Annotated in this window: 26 protein-coding genes and 1 tRNA gene; 15 read left to right on the top strand and 12 right to left on the bottom strand. The window is 63.1% G+C overall.

Annotation, left to right across the window (positions count from 1 at the left end; all coding sequences use genetic code 11):
* Positions 1–17: 17 nt before the first annotated feature.
* On the top strand, positions 18–599 hold the full coding sequence (locus AACO21_RS01905; protein WP_346190784.1) for a DJ-1/PfpI family protein: 582 nt from the start codon (positions 18–20) through the stop codon (positions 597–599).
* 20 nt (positions 600–619) lie between these two features.
* Positions 620–931, top strand: a complete 312-nt coding sequence (locus tag AACO21_RS01900) for a ribbon-helix-helix domain-containing protein (protein WP_346190783.1) — start codon at positions 620–622, stop codon at positions 929–931.
* Positions 932–949: 18 nt separating this feature from the next.
* On the opposite strand, the gene AACO21_RS01895 is transcribed toward AACO21_RS01900, so the two are convergent.
* The gene (locus AACO21_RS01895; protein ID WP_346190782.1) at positions 950–2,125 is read right to left on the bottom strand and encodes a M20 aminoacylase family protein; all 1,176 of its coding nucleotides are present in this window, start codon (positions 2,123–2,125) and stop codon (positions 950–952) included.
* Positions 2,126–2,196: 71 nt separating this feature from the next.
* On the opposite strand from AACO21_RS01895, the gene rapZ reads away from it, so the two are divergent.
* From rapZ to AACO21_RS01875, 4 genes are read left to right on the top strand one after another with little or no spacing between them, the layout of a single operon-like run.
* Complete coding sequence (gene rapZ / locus AACO21_RS01890) at positions 2,197–3,042, top strand: RNase adapter RapZ (RefSeq protein ID WP_346190781.1); 846 nt, start codon at positions 2,197–2,199, stop codon at positions 3,040–3,042.
* Entirely contained in the window at positions 3,039–3,416 is a 378-nt protein-coding gene (locus AACO21_RS01885; RefSeq protein ID WP_346190780.1) for a NusG domain II-containing protein, read from the top strand. Before rapZ ends, AACO21_RS01885 begins: the two co-directional genes overlap by 4 nt.
* Positions 3,397–3,927: a Gx transporter family protein gene (locus AACO21_RS01880; protein WP_346190779.1), complete on the top strand. Its 531-nt coding sequence runs from the start codon at positions 3,397–3,399 to the stop codon at positions 3,925–3,927. Before AACO21_RS01885 ends, AACO21_RS01880 begins: the two co-directional genes overlap by 20 nt.
* The gene (locus AACO21_RS01875) at positions 3,924–4,535 is read left to right on the top strand and encodes a flavin prenyltransferase UbiX (RefSeq protein WP_346190778.1); all 612 of its coding nucleotides are present in this window, start codon (positions 3,924–3,926) and stop codon (positions 4,533–4,535) included. Before AACO21_RS01880 ends, AACO21_RS01875 begins: the two co-directional genes overlap by 4 nt.
* 7 nt (positions 4,536–4,542) lie before the next feature.
* Here AACO21_RS01875 and AACO21_RS01870 read toward each other — a convergent pair whose 3' ends face one another.
* On the bottom strand, positions 4,543–4,851 hold the full coding sequence (locus tag AACO21_RS01870) for a transcriptional regulator (RefSeq protein ID WP_346190777.1): 309 nt from the start codon (positions 4,849–4,851) through the stop codon (positions 4,543–4,545).
* On the bottom strand, positions 4,851–5,792 hold the full coding sequence (locus AACO21_RS01865) for a sodium-dependent bicarbonate transport family permease (protein ID WP_346190776.1): 942 nt from the start codon (positions 5,790–5,792) through the stop codon (positions 4,851–4,853). Before AACO21_RS01865 ends, AACO21_RS01870 begins: the two co-directional genes overlap by 1 nt.
* Before the next feature lie 98 nt (positions 5,793–5,890).
* On the opposite strand from AACO21_RS01865, the gene AACO21_RS01860 reads away from it, so the two are divergent.
* Positions 5,891–6,799 (top strand): LysR family transcriptional regulator, encoded by a 909-nt coding sequence (locus AACO21_RS01860; RefSeq protein ID WP_346190775.1) that lies wholly within the window; start codon positions 5,891–5,893, stop codon positions 6,797–6,799.
* Between the two features lie 87 nt (positions 6,800–6,886).
* Here AACO21_RS01860 and AACO21_RS01855 read toward each other — a convergent pair.
* Both AACO21_RS01855 and AACO21_RS01850 read right to left on the bottom strand, forming a co-directional pair.
* A tRNA-Gly gene (locus AACO21_RS01855) sits at positions 6,887–6,960 on the bottom strand.
* Positions 6,961–7,010: 50 nt separating this feature from the next.
* On the bottom strand, positions 7,011–7,499 hold the full coding sequence (locus AACO21_RS01850; protein WP_346190774.1) for a flavin reductase family protein: 489 nt from the start codon (positions 7,497–7,499) through the stop codon (positions 7,011–7,013).
* 66 nt (positions 7,500–7,565) lie between these two features.
* On the opposite strand from AACO21_RS01850, the gene mutY reads away from it, so the two are divergent.
* On the top strand, positions 7,566–8,603 hold the full coding sequence (gene mutY, locus AACO21_RS01845) for an A/G-specific adenine glycosylase (protein ID WP_346190773.1): 1,038 nt from the start codon (positions 7,566–7,568) through the stop codon (positions 8,601–8,603).
* On the opposite strand, the gene AACO21_RS01840 is transcribed toward mutY, so the two are convergent.
* The 3 genes from AACO21_RS01840 to AACO21_RS01830 are packed head-to-tail and all read right to left on the bottom strand — an operon-like array spanning position 8,575 to position 11,553.
* Entirely contained in the window at positions 8,575–9,801 is a 1,227-nt protein-coding gene (locus AACO21_RS01840) for an HD-GYP domain-containing protein (RefSeq protein WP_346190772.1), read from the bottom strand. The genes mutY and AACO21_RS01840 overlap by 29 nt on opposite strands.
* A 4-nt stretch (positions 9,802–9,805) precedes the next feature.
* Positions 9,806–10,384: a hypothetical protein gene (locus AACO21_RS01835; RefSeq protein ID WP_346190771.1), complete on the bottom strand. Its 579-nt coding sequence runs from the start codon at positions 10,382–10,384 to the stop codon at positions 9,806–9,808.
* The gene (locus tag AACO21_RS01830) at positions 10,348–11,553 is read right to left on the bottom strand and encodes an HD-GYP domain-containing protein (RefSeq protein WP_346190770.1); all 1,206 of its coding nucleotides are present in this window, start codon (positions 11,551–11,553) and stop codon (positions 10,348–10,350) included. The genes AACO21_RS01835 and AACO21_RS01830 overlap by 37 nt, the downstream gene beginning before the upstream one ends.
* Positions 11,554–11,607: 54 nt before the next feature.
* On the opposite strand from AACO21_RS01830, the gene AACO21_RS01825 reads away from it, so the two are divergent.
* Positions 11,608–13,521 (top strand): ATP-binding cassette domain-containing protein, encoded by a 1,914-nt coding sequence (locus tag AACO21_RS01825; RefSeq protein ID WP_346190769.1) that lies wholly within the window; start codon positions 11,608–11,610, stop codon positions 13,519–13,521.
* A gap of 27 nt (positions 13,522–13,548) precedes the next feature.
* Here the strand turns inward: AACO21_RS01825 and AACO21_RS01820 are convergent, their stop codons facing one another.
* Positions 13,549–14,322 (bottom strand): Crp/Fnr family transcriptional regulator, encoded by a 774-nt coding sequence (locus AACO21_RS01820; protein WP_346190768.1) that lies wholly within the window; start codon positions 14,320–14,322, stop codon positions 13,549–13,551.
* A gap of 278 nt (positions 14,323–14,600) precedes the next feature.
* On the opposite strand from AACO21_RS01820, the gene AACO21_RS01815 reads away from it, so the two are divergent.
* From AACO21_RS01815 to AACO21_RS01795, 5 genes are all read left to right on the top strand, one after another.
* Positions 14,601–15,458: a phosphate/phosphite/phosphonate ABC transporter substrate-binding protein gene (locus tag AACO21_RS01815; RefSeq protein WP_346190767.1), complete on the top strand. Its 858-nt coding sequence runs from the start codon at positions 14,601–14,603 to the stop codon at positions 15,456–15,458.
* Positions 15,458–17,788 carry an EAL domain-containing protein gene (locus AACO21_RS01810; RefSeq protein ID WP_346190766.1) on the top strand — a complete coding sequence of 777 codons (2,331 nt, stop codon included), beginning with the start codon at positions 15,458–15,460 and terminating at the stop codon, positions 17,786–17,788. Before AACO21_RS01815 ends, AACO21_RS01810 begins: the two co-directional genes overlap by 1 nt.
* 47 nt (positions 17,789–17,835) lie before the next feature.
* Positions 17,836–18,450 (top strand): bifunctional phosphoserine phosphatase/homoserine phosphotransferase ThrH, encoded by a 615-nt coding sequence (gene thrH, locus AACO21_RS01805; protein ID WP_346190765.1) that lies wholly within the window; start codon positions 17,836–17,838, stop codon positions 18,448–18,450.
* Between the two features lie 68 nt (positions 18,451–18,518).
* A complete protein-coding gene (gene purU, locus AACO21_RS01800) occupies positions 18,519–19,382 on the top strand; it encodes a formyltetrahydrofolate deformylase (RefSeq protein ID WP_346190764.1) in 864 nt (287 codons plus the stop codon).
* Positions 19,379–19,924 carry a hydrolase gene (locus AACO21_RS01795; RefSeq protein ID WP_346190763.1) on the top strand — a complete coding sequence of 182 codons (546 nt, stop codon included), beginning with the start codon at positions 19,379–19,381 and terminating at the stop codon, positions 19,922–19,924. Before purU ends, AACO21_RS01795 begins: the two co-directional genes overlap by 4 nt.
* A gap of 151 nt (positions 19,925–20,075) precedes the next feature.
* Here AACO21_RS01795 and amt read toward each other — a convergent pair whose 3' ends face one another.
* The 3 genes from amt to AACO21_RS01780 all read right to left on the bottom strand — a co-directional run bounded on the left by amt (position 20,076) and on the right by AACO21_RS01780 (position 22,855).
* Entirely contained in the window at positions 20,076–21,569 is a 1,494-nt protein-coding gene (amt, locus tag AACO21_RS01790; RefSeq protein ID WP_346190762.1) for an ammonium transporter, read from the bottom strand.
* Positions 21,570–21,579: 10 nt separating this feature from the next.
* Entirely contained in the window at positions 21,580–21,918 is a 339-nt protein-coding gene (gene glnK, locus AACO21_RS01785; protein WP_346190761.1) for a P-II family nitrogen regulator, read from the bottom strand.
* A gap of 82 nt (positions 21,919–22,000) precedes the next feature.
* Positions 22,001–22,855 carry a TorF family putative porin gene (locus AACO21_RS01780; RefSeq protein WP_346190760.1) on the bottom strand — a complete coding sequence of 285 codons (855 nt, stop codon included), beginning with the start codon at positions 22,853–22,855 and terminating at the stop codon, positions 22,001–22,003.
* Positions 22,856–23,093: 238 nt separating this feature from the next.
* Here AACO21_RS01780 and AACO21_RS01775 point away from each other — a divergent pair, with 238 nt between their 5' ends.
* Positions 23,094–23,333, top strand: a complete 240-nt coding sequence (locus AACO21_RS01775) for an accessory factor UbiK family protein (protein WP_346190759.1) — start codon at positions 23,094–23,096, stop codon at positions 23,331–23,333.
* Position 23,334: the final 1 nt, after the last annotated feature.

Here is a 23,334-nt window from a genome sequence, read left to right as displayed (position 1 = left end):
CCAACGGAGACATGCTCATGGCTGCCAAGAAAATCCTGCTCATTACCGGCGACTTCACCGAAGACTACGAAACCATGGTGCCCTTTCAGGCACTGATCATGGTCGGGCATACGGTCCACGCCGTGTGTCCCGGCAAAACCGCCGGCCAGGCCGTCAAAACGGCGGTGCATGACTTTGAAGGCGATCAGACCTACACGGAGAAGCCGGGACACCTGTTCACACTCAATGCCAGCTTCGCCGACATTCAGCTTGCGGACTACGACGCCCTGGTCATTCCCGGCGGGCGCGCCCCCGAATATCTGCGCCTCAATCCGGCCGTGCTCGACGCCGTGCGCCACTTTGCCGATGCCGGCAAGCCGATCGCCGCGATTTGCCATGGAGCGCAATTGCTGACTGCGGCCGGCGTGCTGGCAGGCAAACGCTGCAGCGCCTATCCTGCCTGCGCGCCGGAAGTCCGCGCTGCCGGCGGCGACTATGTTGAAATTGCGGTGGATCAGGCGCTGGTCGATGGCAATCTGGTCACCGCCCCGGCCTGGCCCGCGCATCCCGATTGGCTGGCAAAATTCCTGATGTTGCTCGGTAGCCGCATCGAAGCCTGATTCTGAACGCGAGGTGTCCCATGTGTGAGATTTACGTCAAAGCCGACCCCATGCTCTATGAGTCGCGTTCGCGGGCGCTGCGCATCCACGGCTGCGTGACGCGCATCCGGCTGGAAAATCACTTCTGGGACATCCTCGCCGAAATCGCGGCGAGCGATGGCTACACCACCAACCAATTGATCGCCAAGCTCTACGACGAGCTCTTGGAATACCGCGGAGAAATCGACAATTTCACGTCCTTTCTCCGCGTTTCCTGTCTGCGCTACCTTGCCTTGCGCAAGGGCGCCACCGACAAACCCACGCTGGCGGTGCTCAACCGGCCCGCCGCCTGAGCCGCTCCGACGGTCGACTCAAGCCTTGGGCAAAAAACGCCGGACGAGGTGCACCCAATAGCTGACGCCCAGGGTGAGCAGTTCGTCGTTGAAGTCGTAATGCGGATTGTGCAGCGTGCAGCCGCCCGTTCCCGGTCCGTTGCCCAGCCAGACATAGCAGCCCGGCTTTTCGCGCAGCATGTAGGCAAAATCCTCCGCCCCCATGGACGGCAGGATGTCAGTCAGCACATGCTCACCGCCAAAGACCTCTGCGGCCACGCGCTGACAGAAATGCGCCTCGTTGGTGCTGTTGACCGTCGCCGGATAGCGGTGGTCGAAATGCACGTTGATCTGCGCCCCGTTGGCCGCCGCAATGCCGCTGCACAGGCGCTCGATGGAGCGCTCGACCGTCTCCTGCACCTCCGGCTTGAAGCTGCGGATGGTGCCGCGCAGGACGACTTCTTCCGGAATCACGTTCCAGGCTTCGCCGGCGTGGAACTGAGTCACGCTGACCACGGCCGACTCGCACGGGTGCAGGTTGCGCGAGACCACGGTCTGCAAGGCCTGCACCAGTTGCGCGCCGGTGACGATGGCATCGACGCCCTGATGCGGCATGGCGGCATGACAACCATGACCGCGCACGGTGATTTCAAAGCCGCAGGTGCCGGCCATGACCGGCCCCGGCATGACCATCATCTGGCCGACCGGAATGCCCGGCCAGTTGTGCAGGCCGAATACCGCCTCGACCGGGAAACGCTCGAAGAGCCCATCCTCGATCATGACCGCCGCGCCGCCCTCGGCTTCTTCAGCCGGCTGGAAGATGAAGACGGCAATGCCGTCGAAATCCGGCTGCCCGGCCAGGTAACGTGCGGCGCCGAGCAGCATGGCGGTGTGCCCGTCGTGGCCGCAGGCGTGCATTTTTCCCTGATAGCGGGAGTGATGCGGGAATTCGTTCATTTCGCAGAGCGGCAAGGCATCCATGTCGGCACGCAGGCCGATCATGCGGCCGGAGGTCCCGGCGCGCAGGACACCGACGACGCCGGTCTTGGCGATGCCGCGATGGACTTCGAGACCGTAGCGGGTCAGCTCTGCCGCCACCAGGTCCGCAGTCCGGTTCTCGTCGAAGGCCAGTTCAGGGTGCGCGTGAATGTCGCGCCGCTGGGCGGTCAACTCCGCCAGAAAAGGCAATTCGAGCAGGGGAACGGTGGGGGGCATGGTGATCTCCTTGGTTATCCCTATTATGCCGTGGGTTGATCCATGGCGAGCCCTTCATTATCCTCCAAGTCATGGATCTCATTCTCATCAGCGGCCAGTCCGGCTCGGGCAAGTCGGTTGCCCTGAATCTCCTCGAAGACGCCGGCTATTACTGCGTCGACAACCTCCCCGTCGTGATGCTCACGGTGCTCGTCCGCATGCTGCGCGACGAAGGCATCCGCAAGATCGCGGTCGGCGTCGATGCGCGCTCCGGCGACGGCATTGCCCTCCTCCCGGAAAAGCTGCACTCGCTCGCGGCCGACGGCATCCGCCACAAGTTTCTCTTCCTGCACGCGAGTGACGAGATCCTGCTCACGCGCTATTCCGAATCGCGCCGCCGCCATCCGCTCGCCACCGACGATCAGACCCTGGAAGAAGCGATCCGGGCCGAGCGCCTGATGCTGGAGCCGATTGCCGGCCTCGGCCATCGCATCGATACCACCGGTCTCAAGGCCAACGCCCTGCGCGAATGGGTACGCCAGTTCATGCAGGCCGATCCGGCCAAGGGCCTGACCCTGATGTTCGAATCCTTCGGTTTCAAGCACGGCCTGCCGCTCGATGCCGACCTCGTGTTCGACGTGCGCTGCCTGCCCAATCCGCATTACGACCCGGCCCTGCGCCCGCTCACCGGGCGTGACCAGCCGGTGATCGACTTCCTCGAAGGGGAAGAAGCCTTCCGGCGCATGCGGGAAGACATCCGCCGCTTTGTCGCCGACTGGCTACCGAGCTATGTGCAGGACAACCGCAATTACCTGACGGTCGCCATCGGCTGCACCGGCGGCCAGCACCGCTCGGTCTGCATGGCGGAATGGCTGGGCCGCGAGTTTGCCCACGCGGCACGCGTCCTGGTTCGCCACCGGACGCTGGCCGGACAGTGAAGGACACGCTCGCGCTGCTGCGCCCGGGCGACTGGCTGATCCTGCTCGGCGGGCTGATTGGCGTGGCGCTGAGCTTCCCGGCCTTCTGGCAAGGCGGGCTCGCCGACCGCGCCATCATCCGCCAGGACGGCCAGATTTTTGCCGAGAGCGACTTGCGCCAGCGCCGTCAGTTCGAGGTCCCCGGCCCACTGGGCACCACCCGCATCGCCATCGAACCGGGCCGCGCCCGCATCGTCAGCGACCCCAGCCCGCGCCAGTATTGCGTGCGTCAGGGCTGGCTCATGCGCCCGGGCGAAATCGCCATCTGCGCCCCCAATCGCGTCAGCCTGCAGATCACCGGCCGGACCAAGGTCTATGACTCGATCAGCTATTGAACTGCCGGTCACCGATGACGACCACCGCATCGCCTGGCTGACCACCGCCGCCGTCGGCCTCTCGCTGGTCGATGCCGCCATCCCTTCACCGCTGCCCGGCATCAAGCCCGGCCTGGCCAATATCGTCACCCTCGTCGTTCTGCACCGCTATGGCTGGGGTACGGCGGTCTGGGTCACCTTGTTGCGCGTGCTCGCCGGCAGCCTGCTGCTCGGTTATTTTCTCGCCCCGGGCTTTTTCCTCTCCCTCACTGGCAGCCTGTGCAGCCTGCTCGTGCTCGGGCTGGCCAGCCGCCTGCCGGGACGCGCCTTCGGGCCGGTCAGCCATTCCGTGCTGGCCGCTGCGGCCCACATCGGCGGGCAATTGCTGCTCGCCCGGTTGTGGCTGATTCCGCACGATGGCGTTTTTCTGCTCCTGCCCCTGTTTGGCCTCGCGGCGCTGGTCTTCGGTACGGTCAACGGCCTGATTGCGGCTAAACTTCTCCGCGATACGCCTGTCCACTCCGCACCATGAGCCAAACCATCTGCCTTGCCCTCACCGGCGCCTCCGGCCTGCCTTACGGCCTGCGCCTCCTGGAATGCCTGCTGGAAGCCGGCTGCCGCGTGCAACTGCTCTACTCGCAAGCCGCCCAGGTGGTGGCCCGACAGGAACTGAATTTCGAGCTGCCCTCACGCCCGAGCGAGGCCCACACCGCCCTGCTCGCCCGCTTTCCGACGGTCGACGGGGAAAAACTCTCGGTTTACGGCCGGGAAGAATGGTTTGCGCCGGTGGCCTCCGGCTCCAACCCGCCCGATGCGATGGTGGTCTGCCCCTGTTCCATGGGGACCCTGGCCTCGATCGCACAGGGTCTCTCGGACAACCTGATCGAGCGCGCCGCTGATGTCGTGCTCAAGGAAGGGCGCAAACTGGTGCTGGTTCCACGTGAAACGCCGTTCTCGGCCATTCATCTGGAAAACATGCTGCGCCTGACCCGGGCCGGCGCCGTCATCCTGCCGCCCAGCCCCGGCTTCTACCACCACCCGCAAAGCGTGCAGGACATCGTGGACTTTGTCGTCGCCCGCATCCTCGACCAGCTGCGCGTACCGCACACGCTGATGCAACGCTGGGGCGACGACCACTGAGCCGCTCTCAGAACTTCTCCGAACGCAGCACCGAGACCTCACTCAGGTAGCAGACCATCGCATAGCTGGCAAAGTAGGTGGCCTGCAGATGCAGGGCAATCGCATCGGCCACCACGGCATCGCAGAGGATGTCGATACGCACATTGCCGCTCATCGGCCAATGGCCGTCGCGCTCCCCATGCTGGCCCCAGCCGCGCGCTTCACTCGCGGTGTAGCCATGCGCGCCCAGGCGCTTCGCATCCACCACCACACGCGCCTCGATCGAGGCCTCGCAGACCACGGTCAGCAGGGTACGACGGGTGTAACTCGCACTCATCAGATCACTCCTTCAAGCTGGCTGGCCAGCCAATAATAGGTGGGGATCCCGATCACCAGGTTGAACGGGAAGGTGATGCCCAGCGCGGCGCCGATGGACAGCGCCGGATTGGCCTCCGGCACTGCAATCCGCATTGCGGCGGGCGCAGCGATGTAGGAAGCACTCGCATACAGCGTCGCCAGCAAGGCCGTCCCGCCGACCGAGAGCCCGAGCAGGCTGCCCGTCAGCGCGCCAAGCACGCCGGCGAACACCGGCATGGCGATGGCAAACCCGAGCAGGAAGGCCCCGGCCCGCTTCAGATCACCGATCCGGCTTGCCGCCACCAAGCCCATCTCCAGCAGAAAGATGGCGAGCAAGCCCTTGAACAGATCGAAAAACACCTTATCCAGCGGCTTCAGCCCCTCCGCCCCCGCCATCCAGCCGATCAGCAAACCGCCGACCAGCAGCACGATGCTCTTGCCGGCAAAGACCTCATGCAGCACCTTGCCCATGTTCGAATTGCCCTGGCCACACTTGGCCAGCCACACCCCGATCATCAAGGCCGGGAACTCGAGCAGGACGAGGAAGACCACCATATAGCCCTCGTAAGCCTGGCCCAGATTGCTCAGGTAGGCCGCGCCCACCGCGAAAGTCACCACACTGACCGAACCGTAATGCGCCGCCACCGAGGCCGCATCGGCCCGCGACAGCTTGCCCAGCCGCTGCAGGAGCGGGAAGGCGATGAGCGGCAGGCAGGCACCGATGCCGACCACCACCAGCGCCGGCACGATCAGGTCGCCCAACGACTGGCGCGCCAGTTCGACGCCGCCTTTCAGGCCGATGGCGAGCAGCAGGAAGATGCTCAGGGACTCATACAGCACCGCCGGAATCTTCAGGTCCGACCGGGCCAGCCCGGCCAGCAGACCGAGCAGGAAGAAGAGGATGACAGGTTCAAAAGGCATGGCACGCACCAGGCAAAGTTCAATGGGGCGCACTATTCCATCCGGAAACCATTAAATCCAATTAAAGATTTTCGTGAAAATCATATATAAATACTTATATGCCACGCCGACATCTCACCTTCCGCCAGCTCGAAACCTTTGCCACGGTGGCCCGTCTGGGCAATTTCACCCGTGCTGCCGAGGCCCTGCATCTGACCCAGCCCGCCGTCTCCATCCAGATCCGCCAGATTGCCGAGGTGGTCGGCCTGCCGCTCTTCGAGCAGGTCGGACGCGAAATCCGGCTCACCGCCGCCGGCCAGGAACTGCTGCAAACGGCGCGCGAACTGGACGACAGCTGGAACCGCTTCGAGTCGGCGGTCGACGCCCTGAAAGGGCTGAAAAAAGGTCGCCTGCGCGTGGCCCTGGTGACCACCGCCAAATACTTCCTGCCGCGCATGCTCGGCGCCTTCTGCCGGCGCTACCCGGACATCGAGATCGAGCTCGAAGTTGCCAACCGCGCCCGCATCGTCGAACGCCTGCGCGCCAACGAGGACGACCTCTACATCATGTCCTTCCCGCCGGAAGAACTCGACGTCGTCGCCACGCCCTTCCTCGACAACCCGCTGGTCGTGGTCGCACCGGCCGACTACCCGCTGCCCGACGGGCCGCTCGATCTCGCCGATCTGGCCCCTCACCCCTTCCTGATGCGCGAAACCGGTTCCGGCACGCGCAAGGCCATCGACCGCCATCTCGCCAAGAGTGGGCATTCACTCAACATCAAACTCGCCCTGGGCAGCAACGAAGCCATCCGTGACCTCGTCGCCACCGGCATGGGCCTCGCCATCCTCTCCCGCCACGTCCTTGGCGAGCATCCCGAACAAGACGGCCTGCGCATCCTCGACGTACGCGGCTTTCCCCTCCAGCAACCCTGGTCCGTCGTCCACCTGCGCCAGAAAATCCTCCCCCTCCCCGCCCGGGCCTTCATGGATGAACTAAAAGCCGCCGTCGGGAAAAACGGCCGTTTCTGACGGTCGACCGTCGAATAGAAACAAAAAAGCCAACCGGGAAGGGTTGGCTTTTTGGCTGGCGGATCAACGATCTGCCTGAATTCGATGTGGAGCGGGCGATGGGAATCGAACCCACGGCTCTAGCTTGGGAAGCTAGGGTATTACCATTATACGACGCCCGCTCGGGCGGAGAGACGGCATTCTATGCTGTCTCGGCGCTGCTTTCAACCGATCATTCGTCGGCCAGGCTGCGGTAGCGGCCGGCGTGGAAGAGCAGCGGTGCGAGGTCCTGGCGTTCGCCGAAGCGTTCGACGCGGCCAATGAAGATGGTGTGGTCGCCCGCCACATAGGTGGTGTCGTTGGCGACTTCGAAGGTGGCGCAGGAGCCCGGGAAGACCGGGGCACCGCCGAGGCCCGCGTGCCAGTCCTGACCGGCAAAGCGGTCGCCCGGCCAGGTCGCGAAGTGGTTGGACAGGGCCTGTTGCTCGGCGGAGAGGATGCAGATCGCGTGGTGGCTGGCCTGCTTGAAAGCGGCCAGGTTGTGCGAGTTGTTGTCCAGGCACCAGAGCACGAGCGCGGGGTCGAGCGACACGGCGGAGAAGGAATTGATGGTCAGGCCGACCGCTTGGCCGTCCGCGTCGATGGCCGTGACGATGGCAACGCCGGTGGCAAAGCGGCCAAGGGCATTACGCAGGGCGCGGGTATCGTGGACTTGGGTCATCGGTGGGTTTGATCCGGATCAAAGGGCGCTATTATCCGCAGTCCCGCCCCCTGCGTCGAGGCAGTTTTGAGTCTTTCGCATCCCTTTACCGCCCGGCTGATTGCCTGGCAGCAGCAAGCCGGTCGTCATGACCTGCCCTGGCAGAACACCCGCGATCCTTACCGGATCTGGCTTTCCGAGATCATGCTGCAGCAAACGCAGGTGATCACCGTGATTCCCTATTACCAGCGTTTTCTGGCGCGCTTTCCCGATGTGCTGAGTCTGGCTGCGGCCAGTATCGACGAGGTGATTCCGTACTGGGCCGGGCTGGGCTATTACGCCCGGGCACGCAATCTGCACCGTTGCGCGCAGGTGATCGCGACGGTCCACGGCGGACATTTCCCGAAAACCGCGCTGGAACTGGCGGAATTGCCGGGTATTGGCCGGTCGACCGCCGCCGCCGTGGCGGCCTTCGCCTTTGGCGCGCAGAGCGCGATCCTCGACGGTAACGTCAAACGCGTGCTCTGCCGGCAGTTCGGCATCGAAGGTTTTCCGGGCGCCAAGGCGGTTGAAACCGGGCTGTGGCAACTGGCCGAGCGCCTGTTGCCGGAGCACGGGATTGAAATTTACACGCAGGGCCTGATGGATCTGGGCGCGACCGTGTGTACGCGCAATCGGCCGAAATGCGGGGACTGCCCCGTGGCCGAGCACTGCGTTGCGCGTCTGAGCGAGCGCCAGGCGGTTTTGCCGGAAGCCCGGCCACGCGCGGCCATCCCAGAACGCAGCACGGCCTACGTGATGTTGATTGCCGGAAATCAGGTGCTGCTCGAGCGTCGACCGTCGGAAGGCTTGTGGGGCGGGCTGCTGAGCCTGCCGGAGGGGGGGATTGATGACTGGCTGGGGCAACTGGGCAGCACGCTGCGCACGGAACGTCCTTTGCCACCTTTGCGCCATACCTTCACGCATTTCCGTCTGACCTTGCAGACGGTGATCGGCGAAATCACGCCCCCAAAGAAGCCGCTGCCCGCCGGGCTGACCTGGGTGGATCTCGATGCCGCGCCGGAGGCCGGCGTGCCGACCCCCATCCGCACACTGCTCAAACAGGCTGCCAGCGGACGGCGCTAAGGCCCCAGCGCTCGAAGGTTTCGGCCCGGACAATCTGACCGTAGTGATTGCCCACTTTGCGGGAAAGATCGACCACCTGAGGCGTTACATACTGACTGCGCCCGGCGTGGTAGATCACCCGCACGATCGGGCTGAGCAGATGTTCGTGGTTGATTTCATCGACCACGGCAAGATGCCCGCTTTCCAGCAGGACCAGGGTGCCCACCGGATAAACCCCGACGGTTTTGACAAAGGAGGCAACCAGCATGGGGTCGAAGTCGCTGCCGCCCTGGGCATAGAGCTGGCGCAGAGCCAGTGCCGGCGAGAGCGCGGGCCGGTAAGGCCGGTCCGAGGTCATCGCGTCGTAGGTATCGACAATCGCCGCCATGCGACCGCCCAAGGTGATTTCATCCCCGGCCATGCGGTAGGGGTAGCCCAGGCCGTTGTAGCGCTCGTGATGTTCCAGCACCACGGAGACCGCCGCATCGGGCAGGCGGGACGTGGCTTCGAGGACGGCCAGCCCCTCTTCGACATGCGACTGGACGACGGAAAACTCCTGCAGCGAGAGGGCACCGGGCTTGTCGACCAGCTTGGCATCCAGCGCCGCATGGCCGATGTCCTTGACCATGGTGCCGAGAGCCAGTTTTTCGATCTCGGGCTCCGGCAGGCCCTGCTGATGCCCGAGCGCGATGATCAATGCGGCGGTGGCCACGGCATGCTCGTTGGCATAGCTGTCCATCTGCTTTAGGCGCGCAAGCGGCACCAGGGCGTCCGGATTGCGCTGCACGGAGGACATCATGCGCTGCACCAGCGGTTCGAGCAGGGCGGCATCGACCTCCCCCCCGGCCTGGGCGCAATACATCATGTCGGTCACGACGATGGTCGCATCGGAGAGCAGACGGGCCGCCCGCCGGCGCTCCTCGCCGACCGTCACCTTGGGGCCGATGGCGCGGAAATGATCGGCCAGCGAACGGACCGGCGACGGTGCCCGCGGCGGCATGGGCGGGTGCAGCAGGCGGGGGGACGGGATGTCGTCGCCCTTTTCGATATCAATCGATATCTCTTGGATGCCTTCGCGCCGCAGGGTATCCACATGCGCCGCATCACGCACCATGAAACGCCGCCGCCAGATATTGTGATCCAGCCAGCGCCGGTGCAGATCCACGACATACATGCCGGGCTGCAACTGATCGATGGTGATTTTGCGAATGCTGGACACGCGCTTACTTTCCGGCGTTCTCGGCGGCCTTCTGGCGGGCTTCCGCCTGGCGTGCCGCATGTGCGGCCTGCTTCTCGCGGATCTTCGCGTCCTGCTCGGCGCGGCGGCGCGCCCCTTCTTCGGCCTTACGGGCTTTGTCTTCGGCTTGGGCGGCCCGGTCTGCATCCTGACGCGCCTGATCCGCAGCACGTTCGGCGGCACGGGTTTCCCGCTCTGCCGCCTGAATCGGCGCTTCGCGTTCCGCCTGGCGCTCGCCGGCTTCGCGCTGCTCCTTCTTGACCTGCAGTTCGATGGCCTTGCCTTCGGATTCCAGGCGCTTGCCTTCGCGGTTTTCGCTCACGTGACGCTTGCGCGCCTCGTCCCGGCAGCGATTGACCAGAATCTTGCTGTAGCAGGCCTTGTCTTCCTCGGCATAGAGGCGGTCAGCGGCATCGCGCCGGGCCTTGCCTTCGGTTTGCAGGGCCGCCGCCCGCTCAAGACGGGTCTCCCAGCTGTCGCGCTGGACATCGGCGCCCTCAGCCGCAGAAAGCGTGCTGCCGGCGAGGGTCAGGAGGGCAGCCAGGGCTGCGGATCGATATTCCATTTTTCAAAGCTTTCGTAACTGGCGATGCGATCCTGGACCTTGGACAGATCGACCAATTCCGGAGGCGTGTAATGCTGTTTGCCTGCATGGTAGAAGACACGCACCACCGGCTCAAGCAGATTCCCCTCGTTCTGCTCCATGACCACGCCCATGCGGTTGCTTTCCAGGCGGACCAGGGAGCCCGTGGGATAGATGCCGAGCGTACGCACAAAGGCCTGGACCAACTTGGGGTCGAAGTGGTGCTTGCTCCATTCGAGCAGTTTCTTCAGGGCCAGGGTCGGGGTCATGGCGCGGTGATAGACGCGCTCGGATGAAATGGCGTCATACACATCGACAATCGCCGCCATCTGGCCATGCAGGGAAACGCCCTCTCCCTGCTTGCGCTGCGGATAACCGGTCCCGTCGATGCGCTCGTGGTGCTCGGCGACGACGCGCCGGGCAATCTCGCTGACGCCCTGCATCTGATCAAGCTGCGCCAGGCCGAGGGCCACATGGTCCTGCATGCGCAGGAATTCGTCCTGATCGAGCTTGGCCGGTTTGTTGAGGATGGATTCCGGTACCTGAGCCTTGCCGATGTCGTGCAGGAGCCCCCCGAGTGCCAGCTCGCGCACATCGTCCTTGGGCAGCTTCATCGTCCGGCCAAAGGCGGCAAGCAAGGCGGACACGCCCACCGAGTGCTCGAACAGGTAGTCATCGACACTTTTCAGGCGGACCAGCGGCAGCAACGCATCCTGATTGCGGAAAACCGACTCGACCACGCCGTCGACCACCGGATGCACGCGTTCGATCTGGATCGGCAAACCCAGACGCAAATCTTCCAGCACCAGATTGGCCACCTTGTAAGCCTCGGCCTGCAGGCGGCGGGCTCGGGCTGCCTCTTCCTTGAGTTCGACGACGACCGGGCGCTCGGCCTTCTTGCGCGCGATTTCTTCCAGACGCGCCTGCAACTCGGCATTTACATCGACCTGGGGCCGGGCTTCGCGGACATCCGCGCCCTTCACCGTGTCGATATAGACTTCCTTGATGCCGAGCGAAATGATCTTTGCCACGGTCGCCGTATCGCGCACGTGGAAGGCATTGGTCAGGAAGGGGTGATCGAGCCAGCCGCAATTGAGGTCCTGGATAAACATCCCGGGCTGGAGCTGGTCGGTCCGAATCAACTTGATCATGCGCGGGATTTTAGCAGCCCCCCGCTATAATTCGCGGCCCGAGGAAGCCTGAACATGATCGCTCTACGCCAAGTTACTTTTGCCCGCGCCGGCCGCCCGCTGGTCGTCGACGCCTCATTGCAGCTGCATGCCGGATGGAAAGTCGGCGTTGTCGGGGCCAACGGCTGCGGCAAATCCAGCCTGTTTGCCCTGCTTGGCGGCGATCTGCATGCCGAATCCGGCGATGTCGAACTGCCGGCCAGCTGGCACATTGCCCGGGTGGCCCAGGAAACCCCGGCCCTGCCGGATGCCGCCATCGAGTTCGTGCTGGATGGCGATACCGAGCTGCGCCGCGTCGAACGTGATCTGGCGGATGCCGAGGCCCGCGGCGACGGGGTGGCGATTGGCGCCCTGCATGCCCGTTACGGTGAAATCGATGGCTACGCCGCCAAGGCCCGCGTCGCCGAGGTGCTGCACGGCCTCGGCTTTAGCGATGCCGACTTCAACCGGCCGGTCGCGGACTTTTCCGGCGGCTGGCGCGTCCGCCTCAATCTGGCCCGCGCCCTCTCCTGTCGCGCCGATCTCCTGCTGCTCGACGAGCCGACCAACCACCTCGACCTCGATGCCGTGCTCTGGCTGGAACAATGGCTCAAAGCCACCCCGGCCACGCTGCTCCTGATTTCGCACGACCGGGATTTTCTCGATGCCGTGGTCGGGCAGATCATCGCCATCGATCAGCAACGGCTTTCGCTGACCACCGGCGGCTATTCCGATTACGAACGCGCCAAGGCCGCCCGCCTGGCTGCCCAGCAATCGGCTTTCGAAGCCCAGCAACGGGAAATCGCCCGCCTGTCGCGCTTCGTCGAGCGCTTCAAGGCCAAGGCCACCAAGGCCCGCCAGGCACAAAGCCGGGTCAAGATGCTGGAGCGCATGGAGATCGTGGCGGCGGCACATGTCGATTCGCCCTTCCATTTCAGCTTCCGCGATCCGGAAAGCCTGCCCGACCCGCTGCTGGTCATTGAAAATGCCGGTGCGGGGTATGTTGACCGTCGGATCATCGACAACGTCACCCTGACCCTGCGCCCGGGCGCCCGTATCGGCCTTCTGGGCCGCAACGGGGCCGGCAAGTCGACCCTGATCAAGCTGCTGGCGGCCAGCGTGCCGCAGTTAGGCGGCGAACGGAAGGAAGCCAAGGCGCTGAAGATCGGCTACTTTGCCCAGCATCAGCTGGAGCAACTGCGCGAAGACGAATCGCCGCTGCAGCATGTGCAGCGCCTGGAGCCGCTGACGCCGGAACAAGAGCTGCGCGACTATCTCGGCGGCTTCGACTTCCGGGGTGAAATGGCCACGCGGCCGGTCGGCCCCTTCTCCGGCGGGGAAAAATCCCGTCTGGCCCTGGCCCTGCTCATCCGCACCCGACCCAACCTGCTGCTGCTCGACGAACCGACCAACCACCTCGACCTCGAAATGCGCGAAGCCCTGACCTTTGCCATGCAGGAGTTCGAAGGCGGCGTCGTCTTTGTCTCTCACGACCGCCATCTGCTGCGGACCTGTGCCGATGAGTTGCTGCTCGTCGCCGATGGCAAAGTCAGGCCCTTCGACGGCGACCTGGACGACTACGCCGCCTGGATGGCAGCTCAGCGTGCAGCGGAGAAAGAAAGCGCCAGCACACCCGATGCGGCTGCCGAGAAGAGTGAGCGCTTGCAACAGCGGGCAGAGGCCAAGGCCAACCGCCAGGCGCTGATCGCCGAACGCCGCAAGATCAGCAAGGAAATCGAAAAACTCGACAAGCAGCTCGCCAAGCTGCATTCAGAAAAGGGCGAACTCGACGCCCGGTTTGCCGATCCGGACTTCTACACGACGGTCGACCGCGCAGAGAGTGAAGCCTTGCACAAACGGGCGGCTGAACTCGGCGATCAGATCGACACGCTCGAACTCCAGTGGCTGGAATGGCAGGAGGCGCTCGACGCCCTCCCGCAGCCTGACTGAGCAGCAGACAGGCCAGGCGGTTCGGCCTCAGGCGGCGGCCAGTTGCCCCCAACCGGTACGGCCGCGTCCGAAGGAACGGCCACCGCGATTGACGCAATGACCGGCGCCGGAATTCAGAAAGCGGCGCAACTGCCCGACATTCGGGATATGGACATGGCGGCGATCCACCTCGATCAGGCCCTGATCAGACAACTGACGGAGCAGCCGCGAAAAATGCTCCTGCGTCAGGCTCAGGCGCGAGGCGATCACCGACTTGGGCAAGGCCAGATCCACCGTCACCGCCCCCGCAGCATCCCGATCAAGCTGACGCACCAGGAAATCCGCCACGCGCTCGGCGCCGGACATCAACGAGGCGGATTCCATCTCCTGCAGCAGGTAATGCAGGTTTTCTGCAATCCGGCGTGTCACCAGCGCGGCAAAGGCGGCATTGTCCGCCATCAGCTGATGAAACAAGGGGGCAGGGATGACCAGCAGGGTGGCCGCTTCCAGCATTTCTGCGCGGAAGGGGTAGTCACGCCCCAGCGTCACACATGCCTCGCCAAAACTCTCGCCCGGACCGCTCACGCTCACCACCTTTTCCGCTCCCTGCTGGGACGAAAAGCCGAGCTTCACATGGCCGCAAATCACGACATAAACATGGCTTGCCCGCTCACCGTGTTCGAACAGCACCTGTCCCTTGTCTTCTTCAAGAAAGCGAGCCCCCTCGATCAACTGCTGTCGCTGATCTGGCGTCAGGGCAGAGTAAGGGCCAATACGTTGAAGGTATTCGTTCAGGTTGATCCGGCTGGTCATGGTGCTCATCGTGCAATTCCTCCTGCGGTCGACGCCGCGTGAGGTCGCATTTCGTCACAGCCAGCCTATGCAATCTTGATCTTGATCAAAACAGGCCGAATGACGGGGCATCGCTAATCCGGAATGGATAGGGCAGACTAGTACCAATGAACTAGAAACGACGGGGTCGGGACGTTTCACGTGAAACAGAAGCACCGCGCCGGCACGCCTGTTCCCCAAGTAGCTTGTCTATATAATTCGTCATACAAAAACAATAAAACCAATCCGGATAACGGGAGGAAATCCACATGCGTCTACTGGGACGACTACTGCTTTGCTGCGCCTGCGCGCTTTGCATCGTGTTTCCTTCCGTCGCACAGGACAAAGCGGAAGCCCGAACGCTCGTGATCGGACTGATGCCTTATCTGAGCACGCGCACCCTGATGGCCAATTACCAGCCCGTGGCCGACGCCCTGCAACAATCGCTCAAACAACCGGTCACGCTGCTCACCGCGCCGAATTTCGATGTCTTTGTCGAACGCGTCCTCAACGGCGATTACGATGTCGCGCTGTTGGCCCCCCACTACGCCCGACTGGCCATCAAGGATTATGGCTACGCCCCCTTGCTGCTTCACAAGGCGCCGATCCGTGGCATTTTGGTCACGGGCAAGGATGCCCCGCTCAAGAGTTTTGACGAATTGCGCGGGCACAACATTGCCATCGTCGACCGCAGCGCCCTGATCGTCATTGCCGGTGCGCTGACCCTGGCAGAAAACGGCCTCAAGGAAAATCAGGACTACCGCTTTATCGAAACCGTGACCCACTCCAGTGCCCTGCACAATGCCATCACCGGCAAGGCCCGCGCCGCGCTGGTCTCGCATTCCACACTGGTGCTGGCGTCGACGGAATTGCAGCAAAACGCCCAGGTATGGCGGGATATCGCCACGATTCCGGGGCAGTTCTACATTGCCCACAACCGTCTCCCGCCGGCCCGACAGAGCGCGATCAAGGCCGCACTCCTCGCCTTCGAGAAAACCCCGGAAGGCCAGCAGTTCTTCGAGAAGACCAAACACGCCGGTTTCCGCGAACCCACAGCCGAGGATTTCGCCCTGCTTGACCGCACGCTGCCGGAAACCCGCAAACTGCTCGGCAAAGCGGTCCACTGATGGGATTGCGCATGCTCTCCTCCCTGCGCACCCAACTGATCGCGCTCACCATCGTCATCCAGATCATCACGGTGGCGGCGCTGGTCTGGAACAGCATGCGCCTGACCGAAACGCACCTCGCACGGCTGCTCGAACAACGCCGCGCCGAGACCAGCCTGCTGCTGGAAGCCGCTGTTGCACCGGCCATGGTGCAACGCGACTACGCCGCAGCCAGCGAAACCCTGATCAGCGCCCAGCAACTGCAAGGTCTGGCGTATCTGGCAGTCTTCGACGAGAACGAGCAACTGATCGCCACCGCAGGTTCCGTGACCCACCCAAGCGAAGTCATGGCCCTGCGTGTGCCGATCCGCATGGAGGGACGTGTCTATGGCACCTTGCTGGTCAATATCGACCTCGCTTTCATGCAGGCAGCCCGCCGGGAAATCCTGCTGCAAAACCTGGCGCTCGCTTTGAGCGGCCTGTTGCTCTCCTCGCTCGCGCTGGGCGCCGTGGCCCTCTGGCTGACGCGCCGCCTGGGCATGCTGAGCCAGGCCAGTCACGACCTCGCCGCCGGATTGCCTTTCCGCCCCCTGCCGGAGCAAGGACGTGACGACATCGCCCGCGTCATCCAGGCCTTCAATGGCATGGCCCAGACCCTGGAACGGCGCGTCAGCGACCTCAGTGATGCCGAATCCCGGCAGCGGGCGCTGCTATCTGCCGTGGATGCGGAACGTTCCCGTCTGGATGCATTGCTCTCGGCCATGCGCCTGGGCCTCGTTTTTGCGGACGAAAATGCGCAAATCTGTTACCTGAACCCGGCCTTCGCTGCCGTCTGGGGCATCAATCTGGATGGCCACATCGCCACCCTGCCCCTGCACGATCTGCGCAACTGGCTGAGCCCACAAATCGCTGGGCCGGCGCAGACCATGCTGTTTGCCGAGGAAGGCGCGCTCAGCGAATTGCCCTTGCGGGATGGGCGCATCATCACCCAGCATGCCGTTCCCGTTGCCGGCATGGGTGAAGAGCAACTGGGTCATCTCTGGATTTTCGAAGACATCACGCATGAACGGCAGGTGGCGGAGCGGCTGGTCTTCATGGCCGAGCGCGACGCCCTGACCGGCCTCTTCAACCGCACCCGCTTCCAGGAAGAACTGGAGCGTCTGGTGAGCAGCATGGTGCGCCATCCGGATCACCAGGGCGCCATCCTGTACTTCGACCTCGACGAGTTCAAGACGATCAATGACACCTTCGGCCATCGGGCCGGGGACAATGTGCTGGTGAGCGCCGCCAACGCCATCTCGCAAATGATCCGCAATGACGAGGTGTTCGCCCGCCTGGGCGGCGATGAATTCGCCATCATCGTCCCCAATACGCATGCAAGTGGCGCGGAAATCATGGCGGATCGGGTCATTCAGGGCCTGCGCGCGCTCAGTTTCGAATTTGACGGCGAGCGCTTCGGCCTCACCTGCAGCGTCGGCATCGCACTCCTGCCGGAACACGGGCAATCCGTCGAAGAGCTGGTCGCCCGCGCCGATGCCGCGATGTACCAGGCCAAACGCGCGGGCAAAAATTGCTGGCGTGTCTATCGTCCGGAGCTGAACGAGTCTGCACACATGCTCACGCAGCTCGGCTGGAACGAGAAAATCCAGGCCGCGCTCGATGAGGATCGCCTGGTGCTGCATTTCCAGGGCATTCATGCGGTCGACACCCGCAGCATCTGCCATTACGAAGCCCTGGTCCGCATGGTTGATCCGGAAGGCAATCTGCTGCTGCCGGGAAATTTCATTCCCGCCGCAGAACGCACCGGACGTATCGTCGATATTGACCGTTGGGTGATCCGGGCGGCCATCCGCAAGCTGGCCGAGCAGCCCGCGCTCCCGCCCATCGCCATCAACGTCTCGGCACGCTCCTTCGACGATCCGGACCTCAGCCGGACGATCCGCAGCACACTGGAAGAATTCGCCGTCACGCCGGCCCGCCTGATGATCGAACTGACCGAAACCGCTGCGCTGGCCAATATCCGCGATTCGGAATCCTTCATCCGCGACCTGCGCCAGCTGGGCTGCACGGTCTGCCTGGATGACTTCGGCGTCGGCTTCTCCTCCTTTGCTTACCTGAAGCACCTGTCGGCCAACGTGCTCAAGATCGATGGCATGTTCGTGCGCAACCTGGCCAACAGCCACGAGGATCAGGTGTTTGTCCGGGCAATCGTCGAAGTGGCGCGCGGCCTGGGCAAAAAGACGGTTGCCGAATTCGTCGGGGACGCCGCCACACTCGCCCTGGTCGCCGAGCTGGGCGTGGATTACGCACAAGGCTACTTCCTTTCCTTCCCGATCGCCGAGATAAGCTAAGCCTGTTCGGGTAAAATGGTCTTTTTTGCCGTTGCCCGGAGCCTATTGTGAAAATCGTCTGTCTGGACCTCGAAGGGGTCCTCGTCCCCGAAATCTGGATCGAATTCTCCAAGCGCACGGGCATTCCCGAGCTGATGCGCACGACGCGCGAAGAGCCGGACTACGACAAGCTGATGACCTATCGCCTGAACATCCTGCGCGAGCACAAGCTCGGCCTGCCGGATATCCAGAAGGTGATCGCCGAAATGGGCCCGATGGACGGCGCCCGCGCCTTCCTCGACCAGCTGCGCGAGGACTATCAGGTCATCATCCTGTCCGACACTTTCTACGAATTCGCCCATCCGCTGATGCGCCAGCTCGGCTGGCCGACGCTGTTCTGCCACTCGCTGGAAGCCGACGCCAGCGGCATGCTGGTCGCCTACCACCTGCGCATGCCGAACCAGAAGCAGGAAGCCGTGAAGCGTTTCAAGGAACTGAACTTCACCATCGTCGCGGCCGGCGATTCGTATAACGACACCGCCATGCTCGGCGAAGCCCACGGCGGCATCCTCTTCCACCCGCCGGAAAACGTCGTGCGCGAATTCCCGCAATTCCCGGTCGTGCGCGACTACGACGCCCTGCGTGCCGAGATCGACAAGGCTTTTGCCAAGGCCGCTGCCTGATCTTTCGCGCCCGTTCTCCCCGCCGCCGGTCGACCTGTTCCCGGCGGCGTTTTTACTGAGCTGTTCCCATGCATCGCGACCGTTTCTACACCCTGAGCGCTTCCTGTCCTGACCAGGTCGGCATCATCTCCCGCGTTTCCGGCTTCATCGCCCAGCACGGCGGCTGGATTCTCGAATCGAGCTTCCATGCCGACGATCTGACCGGGCGCTACTTCATGCGCATCGAAATCAAGGCCGACTCGCTGCCGGTCCTGCTCGCCGAATTCCGCGAGCGCTTCAAGCAGGAGGTAGCCGAGCCGCTGCAGATGGACTGGCGCATCACCGACAGCGCGGTGAAAAAACGCGTCGTGGTCATGGTCTCCAAGCAGGAACACTGCCTCTACGACCTGCTCGCCCGCTGGCAGTCCAAGGAGCTCGACATCGAGATTCCGTGCGTCATCTCCAACCACGACACCTTCAAGGGCTTCGTCGAGTGGCATGGCATCCCGTTCATCCACGTCCCGGTGACCAAGGACAACAAGGCGGGCGCCTACGCTGAAATCCAGCGCATTTTCGAGGATGTGCGCGGCGACACCATGGTCCTGGCCCGCTACATGCAGATTCTCTCGCCCGAGCTGTGCGATGCCCTCTCCGGCAAGATCATCAACATCCACCACAGCTTCCTGCCCAGCTTCGTCGGTGCCAAGCCGTATCACCAGGCCTACGAACGGGGCGTCAAGCTAATCGGCGCCACCTGCCACTACGTGACCAGCGAACTCGACGCCGGCCCGATCATCGAACAGGACGTGATCCGTATCGACCACTCCGATTCGCCGGAAGACATGGTGCGTTACGGCAAGGACATCGAGAAGACCGTACTGGCCCGCGGTTTGCGCTACCACCTGGAAGACCGCGTGCTGGTGCACGGCAACAAGACGGTGGTTTTCCGGTGAGCCTGATCCGGCGCGATCACAGCCTCTTGCTGGTCGTCGACCTGCAGGAGAAGCTCGCACCGGCCATTCATGAAGCCGATGCGGTGGTCGCCAACAGCGTCCGCCTGCTCGAAGGGGCGCGCCTGCTTGAAGTCCCCGCCTTTGTCTCGGAGCAATACGTCCGCGGCCTGGGGCCCAGCCTGCCGGCGATCCGAACGGCGGCGGTCAACGCCCGTTTTTTCGAGAAAACGCATTTTTCCTGCGCTGCAGAGCCCGGTGTCCTGCCGCTGCTGCAGGCGGCCGCTCGCCCGCAGGTCATCCTGACCGGCACCGAAGCCCATGTCTGCGTCTTGCAGACGGCACTGGGTCTGCATGCGGCGGAGTTCGAGGTCTTCCTCGTGGCCGATGCCGCATCCTCACGCACGCCGGAGAACCGGCATGCCGCCATCGAGCGCCTGCGTGCAGCCGGCGTCCGCATCGTCACGACCGAGATGGTGCTCTTCGAGTGGCTGCACGAGGCCGCCACCGACACCTTCCGCACCCTGCTCCCGCTGATCAAATAAACGGCTTGGCCGACGGTCAACCCGCCCTGTCGCTCGAAAACGCACGCGCTCGCGCATTGCACTGACGGACCCGCTTGGTCTTACCCCAAAAAAACGGGCACCCGAAGGTGCCCGAAGGGAGAGAGACAGGATTCCTGCTCGGGGGAAATGCTTAGTGGTGGTAGGCGCTTTCGCCGTGCGAGGTCAGGTCCAGACCCTCGCGTTCTTCTTCTTCCGGCACACGCAGACCGATCACGATATCGACCAGCTTGTAGGCCACGAAGGAAACCACACCCGACCAGACGATGCAGGTGCCGACGCCCCACAGCTGGCTGATCACCTGAGCGGTCATGTCGTAGGCACCGACAGCATTCGCCACGTAGTCATACACGCCCGTACCGCCCAGCGCCGGGTCAGCGAAGACACCGGTCAGGATGGCACCCAGGATGCCGCCCACGCCATGCACGCCGAAGACGTCCAGGGAGTCATCGATGCCCAGCGCGCGCTTCAGGCCATTCACACCCCACAGGCAGACCACACCGGCCAAGAGGCCCATGATGATGGCACCCATGACACCGACAAAGCCAGCTGCCGGGGTGATCGCTACCAGACCGGCAACCGCACCGGAAGCCGCACCCAGCATGGAGGGCTTACCCTTCAGGATCCATTCGGCGAACATCCAGGACAGCGCAGCAGCAGCGGTGGCAACCCAGGTATTGACCATGGCCAGGGCAGCACCACCGGAGGCTTCGAGCGCGGAACCGGCGTTGAAACCGAACCAGCCGAACCACAGCAGGGAAGCACCGATCATCGTGAAGGTCAGGGAGTGCGGGGCCATGGCAACATTGCCTAGGCCAGTACGCTTACCCACCATGACAGCACCAATCAGGCCGGCCACAGCAGCGTTGATATGCACGACCGTACCGCCGGCAAAGTCGAGCGCACCCTTCTGGAACAGGAAGCCTGCGGTCTTGCCTGCGGCTTCAGCAGCAGCGGCATCGATGTAGGCATCCGGACCCGCCCAGTACCAGACCATGTGGGCCATCGGGATGTAGGACAGCGTGAACCAGATCACCATGAAGACCAGGATCGCGGAGAACTTGGCGCGCTCGGCGAAAGCACCGACGATCAGGCCGCAGGTGATGGCGGCAAAGGCGCCCTGGAAGATCACGAAAGCCAGTTCGGAGATCACAACCCCCTTCGAGAAGGTGGCACCGACCGATTCCGGCGTAATGCCCTTCAGGAACAGCTTGTCGAGCGTTCCGAAGAATTCACTCCCCTCCGTGAAGGCAGCCGAGTAACCGTAGATCACCCAGAGCAGGGAAATCAGCGAAAACACGGTGAACACCTGCATGAGCACGGAAAGCATGTTCTTCGAGCGAACCAGGCCGCCGTAGAACAGGGCCAGACCCGGGATGGACATCAGGATGACCAGCGCGGCGCTGATCATGACCCAGGCGTTGTCACCCTTGTTCGGCACGAGCACCGGGGCAGCCTCTGTCGCAGCCGGGGCTGCGGCCGCCGCCGGGGCAGCTTCGGCTGCAGCGGCAGCCGGGGCGGCCGTCGCCGCTGCAACCACCGGCTCGGCCGGCTTTTCTTCTGCCCAGGCCGGTGCGCCGAAAGCAACGGCACCGACCAAGGCCAGCAATGCAAAGATGCGCTTCATGATGGGCTCCTCAGAGGGCGTCGGTGCCGGTTTCACCGGTCCGGATGCGAATGACTTGTTCGACGTCGAAGACAAAGATCTTGCCGTCACCGATCTTGCCGGTGCTGGCCGATTTTTCGATCGCCTCGACCACCTGATCCAGTTGCTCGGCGCGGACAGCCGCTTCGATCTTCACTTTCGGCAGGAAATCGACGACGTATTCGGCACCGCGATACAGCTCGGTGTGCCCCTTTTGCCGGCCGAAACCCTTCACTTCGGTCACGGTGATGCCCTGCACGCCGATGGCAGAGAGCGCCTCGCGAACTTCGTCAAGCTTGAACGGCTTGATGATGGCAGTTACGAATTTCATGGTTGTTCCCCAATGGATTGAATCTGTCGCTTTCCCCGCTGGCGCCGGCCGGTGCACCGGCGGGGAAGGTCAAACTAAATGATTAGAAGCTCTTCGAAACGGAGATGACGGCGATACCGCGACCAGCATCCTTCAACTTGTTGGTGTTGGTACCCAACGTGCCACCGTTGTCGGTGTTCATGCTGCTGAAACAGTAGAACTGATAGTTATCAGCCGGGGACGGGCACTTACCAGCAGCGTTGGTGTCCACATACGAAGCACCGATGACCCAGCCGTTAATGTCTTTGGTCACGCCGACCTTCCAGTCGGTGTAGCTACCCTTGTAGCCGTTCTTCAGATTCAGATGACCGACGTGTGCATTCACGCCCCAGCCATTACCGAGATCGTAGTTGGCCGAGAGATCCAGATAAGACGTGCCCTTGGTCGACTTGCCGGTGGAGTTACCATTGTTGTCCCAGCCACGCAGCGAGAAGTAATCGTCAAAGGCGTAGGAGTACTTCAGGCTCAGGAACTGCCAGGAAGCGCCGACATAGAGTTCCTTGTTGTTCACTGCACCACTCTGGGCACCGGTACCGAGGACCTTGCCTTCGGAACCCGGGTAATAGTAGAGGATGGCGCCGACATCGAGGCCGACATCACCGACGGTCGTCTTGTAACCACCGTAGAAGTCCATTTCCAGGTTGCCGTCCGGGAAACCCGCGCCCGACGACACGTTGGAGTTCCAGTTACCGACGTACAGGCCGCTGGAGTGAGCGTAATCGATACCGCCCTGCAGGGCCGGCTTGCCGAAGGTCTGGTCGATGCCGCGGAAACGGTAGCTGGAGAACAGCCCCAGGTTACCGGTCACGGAATGCTCGGGGGTTGCAGCCGCTTCCTCGGCAAAAACCGGGGCGATGGCGAGGCCGGACAGGGCCAGTGCAATCAGGGACTTCTTCATGGTGTCTCTCCTATTCGTGCAATCAATAAGTAAAAAACGTACGGAAGGCATATAGCGAAAGGCGTGCCAGGTCATTTTTTTGATGAAAATCAAACACTTTTCCTGAATACATCACCTTCCACCTCGGAAAACGCACCAGTGCGGTGCGCGCTTTTTCGGTCACGCACCACATCCGAGCAGGCCGGAAACCGAATATGACAAATCACTATGTTAGACTTGCGGCTCTCTGGAGGACATCATGATCGACCCTAAAATCCTGGAAGACTTCGGCGCCAAGATGAGCGCCCTGCTCGCCAATTCCCCGGCCCGCGATATCGAGAAGAACAGCAAGGCGCTCCTCAGCGGCCTGCTTGCCAAACTGGATGTCGTCACGCGCGAGGAATTCGATGTGCAGGCCAGCGTCCTGGCCCGTACCCGCGAAAAGCTGAAGGATCTCGAAGCCCGCGTCGAGGCACTGGAAAAAGCCCGTCAGGGCTGAC

This window comes from Dechloromonas sp. ZS-1, assembly GCF_039649255.1.
Classification (GTDB): domain Bacteria; phylum Pseudomonadota; class Gammaproteobacteria; order Burkholderiales; family Rhodocyclaceae; genus Azonexus.
Note: the sequence above shows the minus strand (reverse complement) of the source record. Positions and strands in the feature narration are given on the sequence as shown.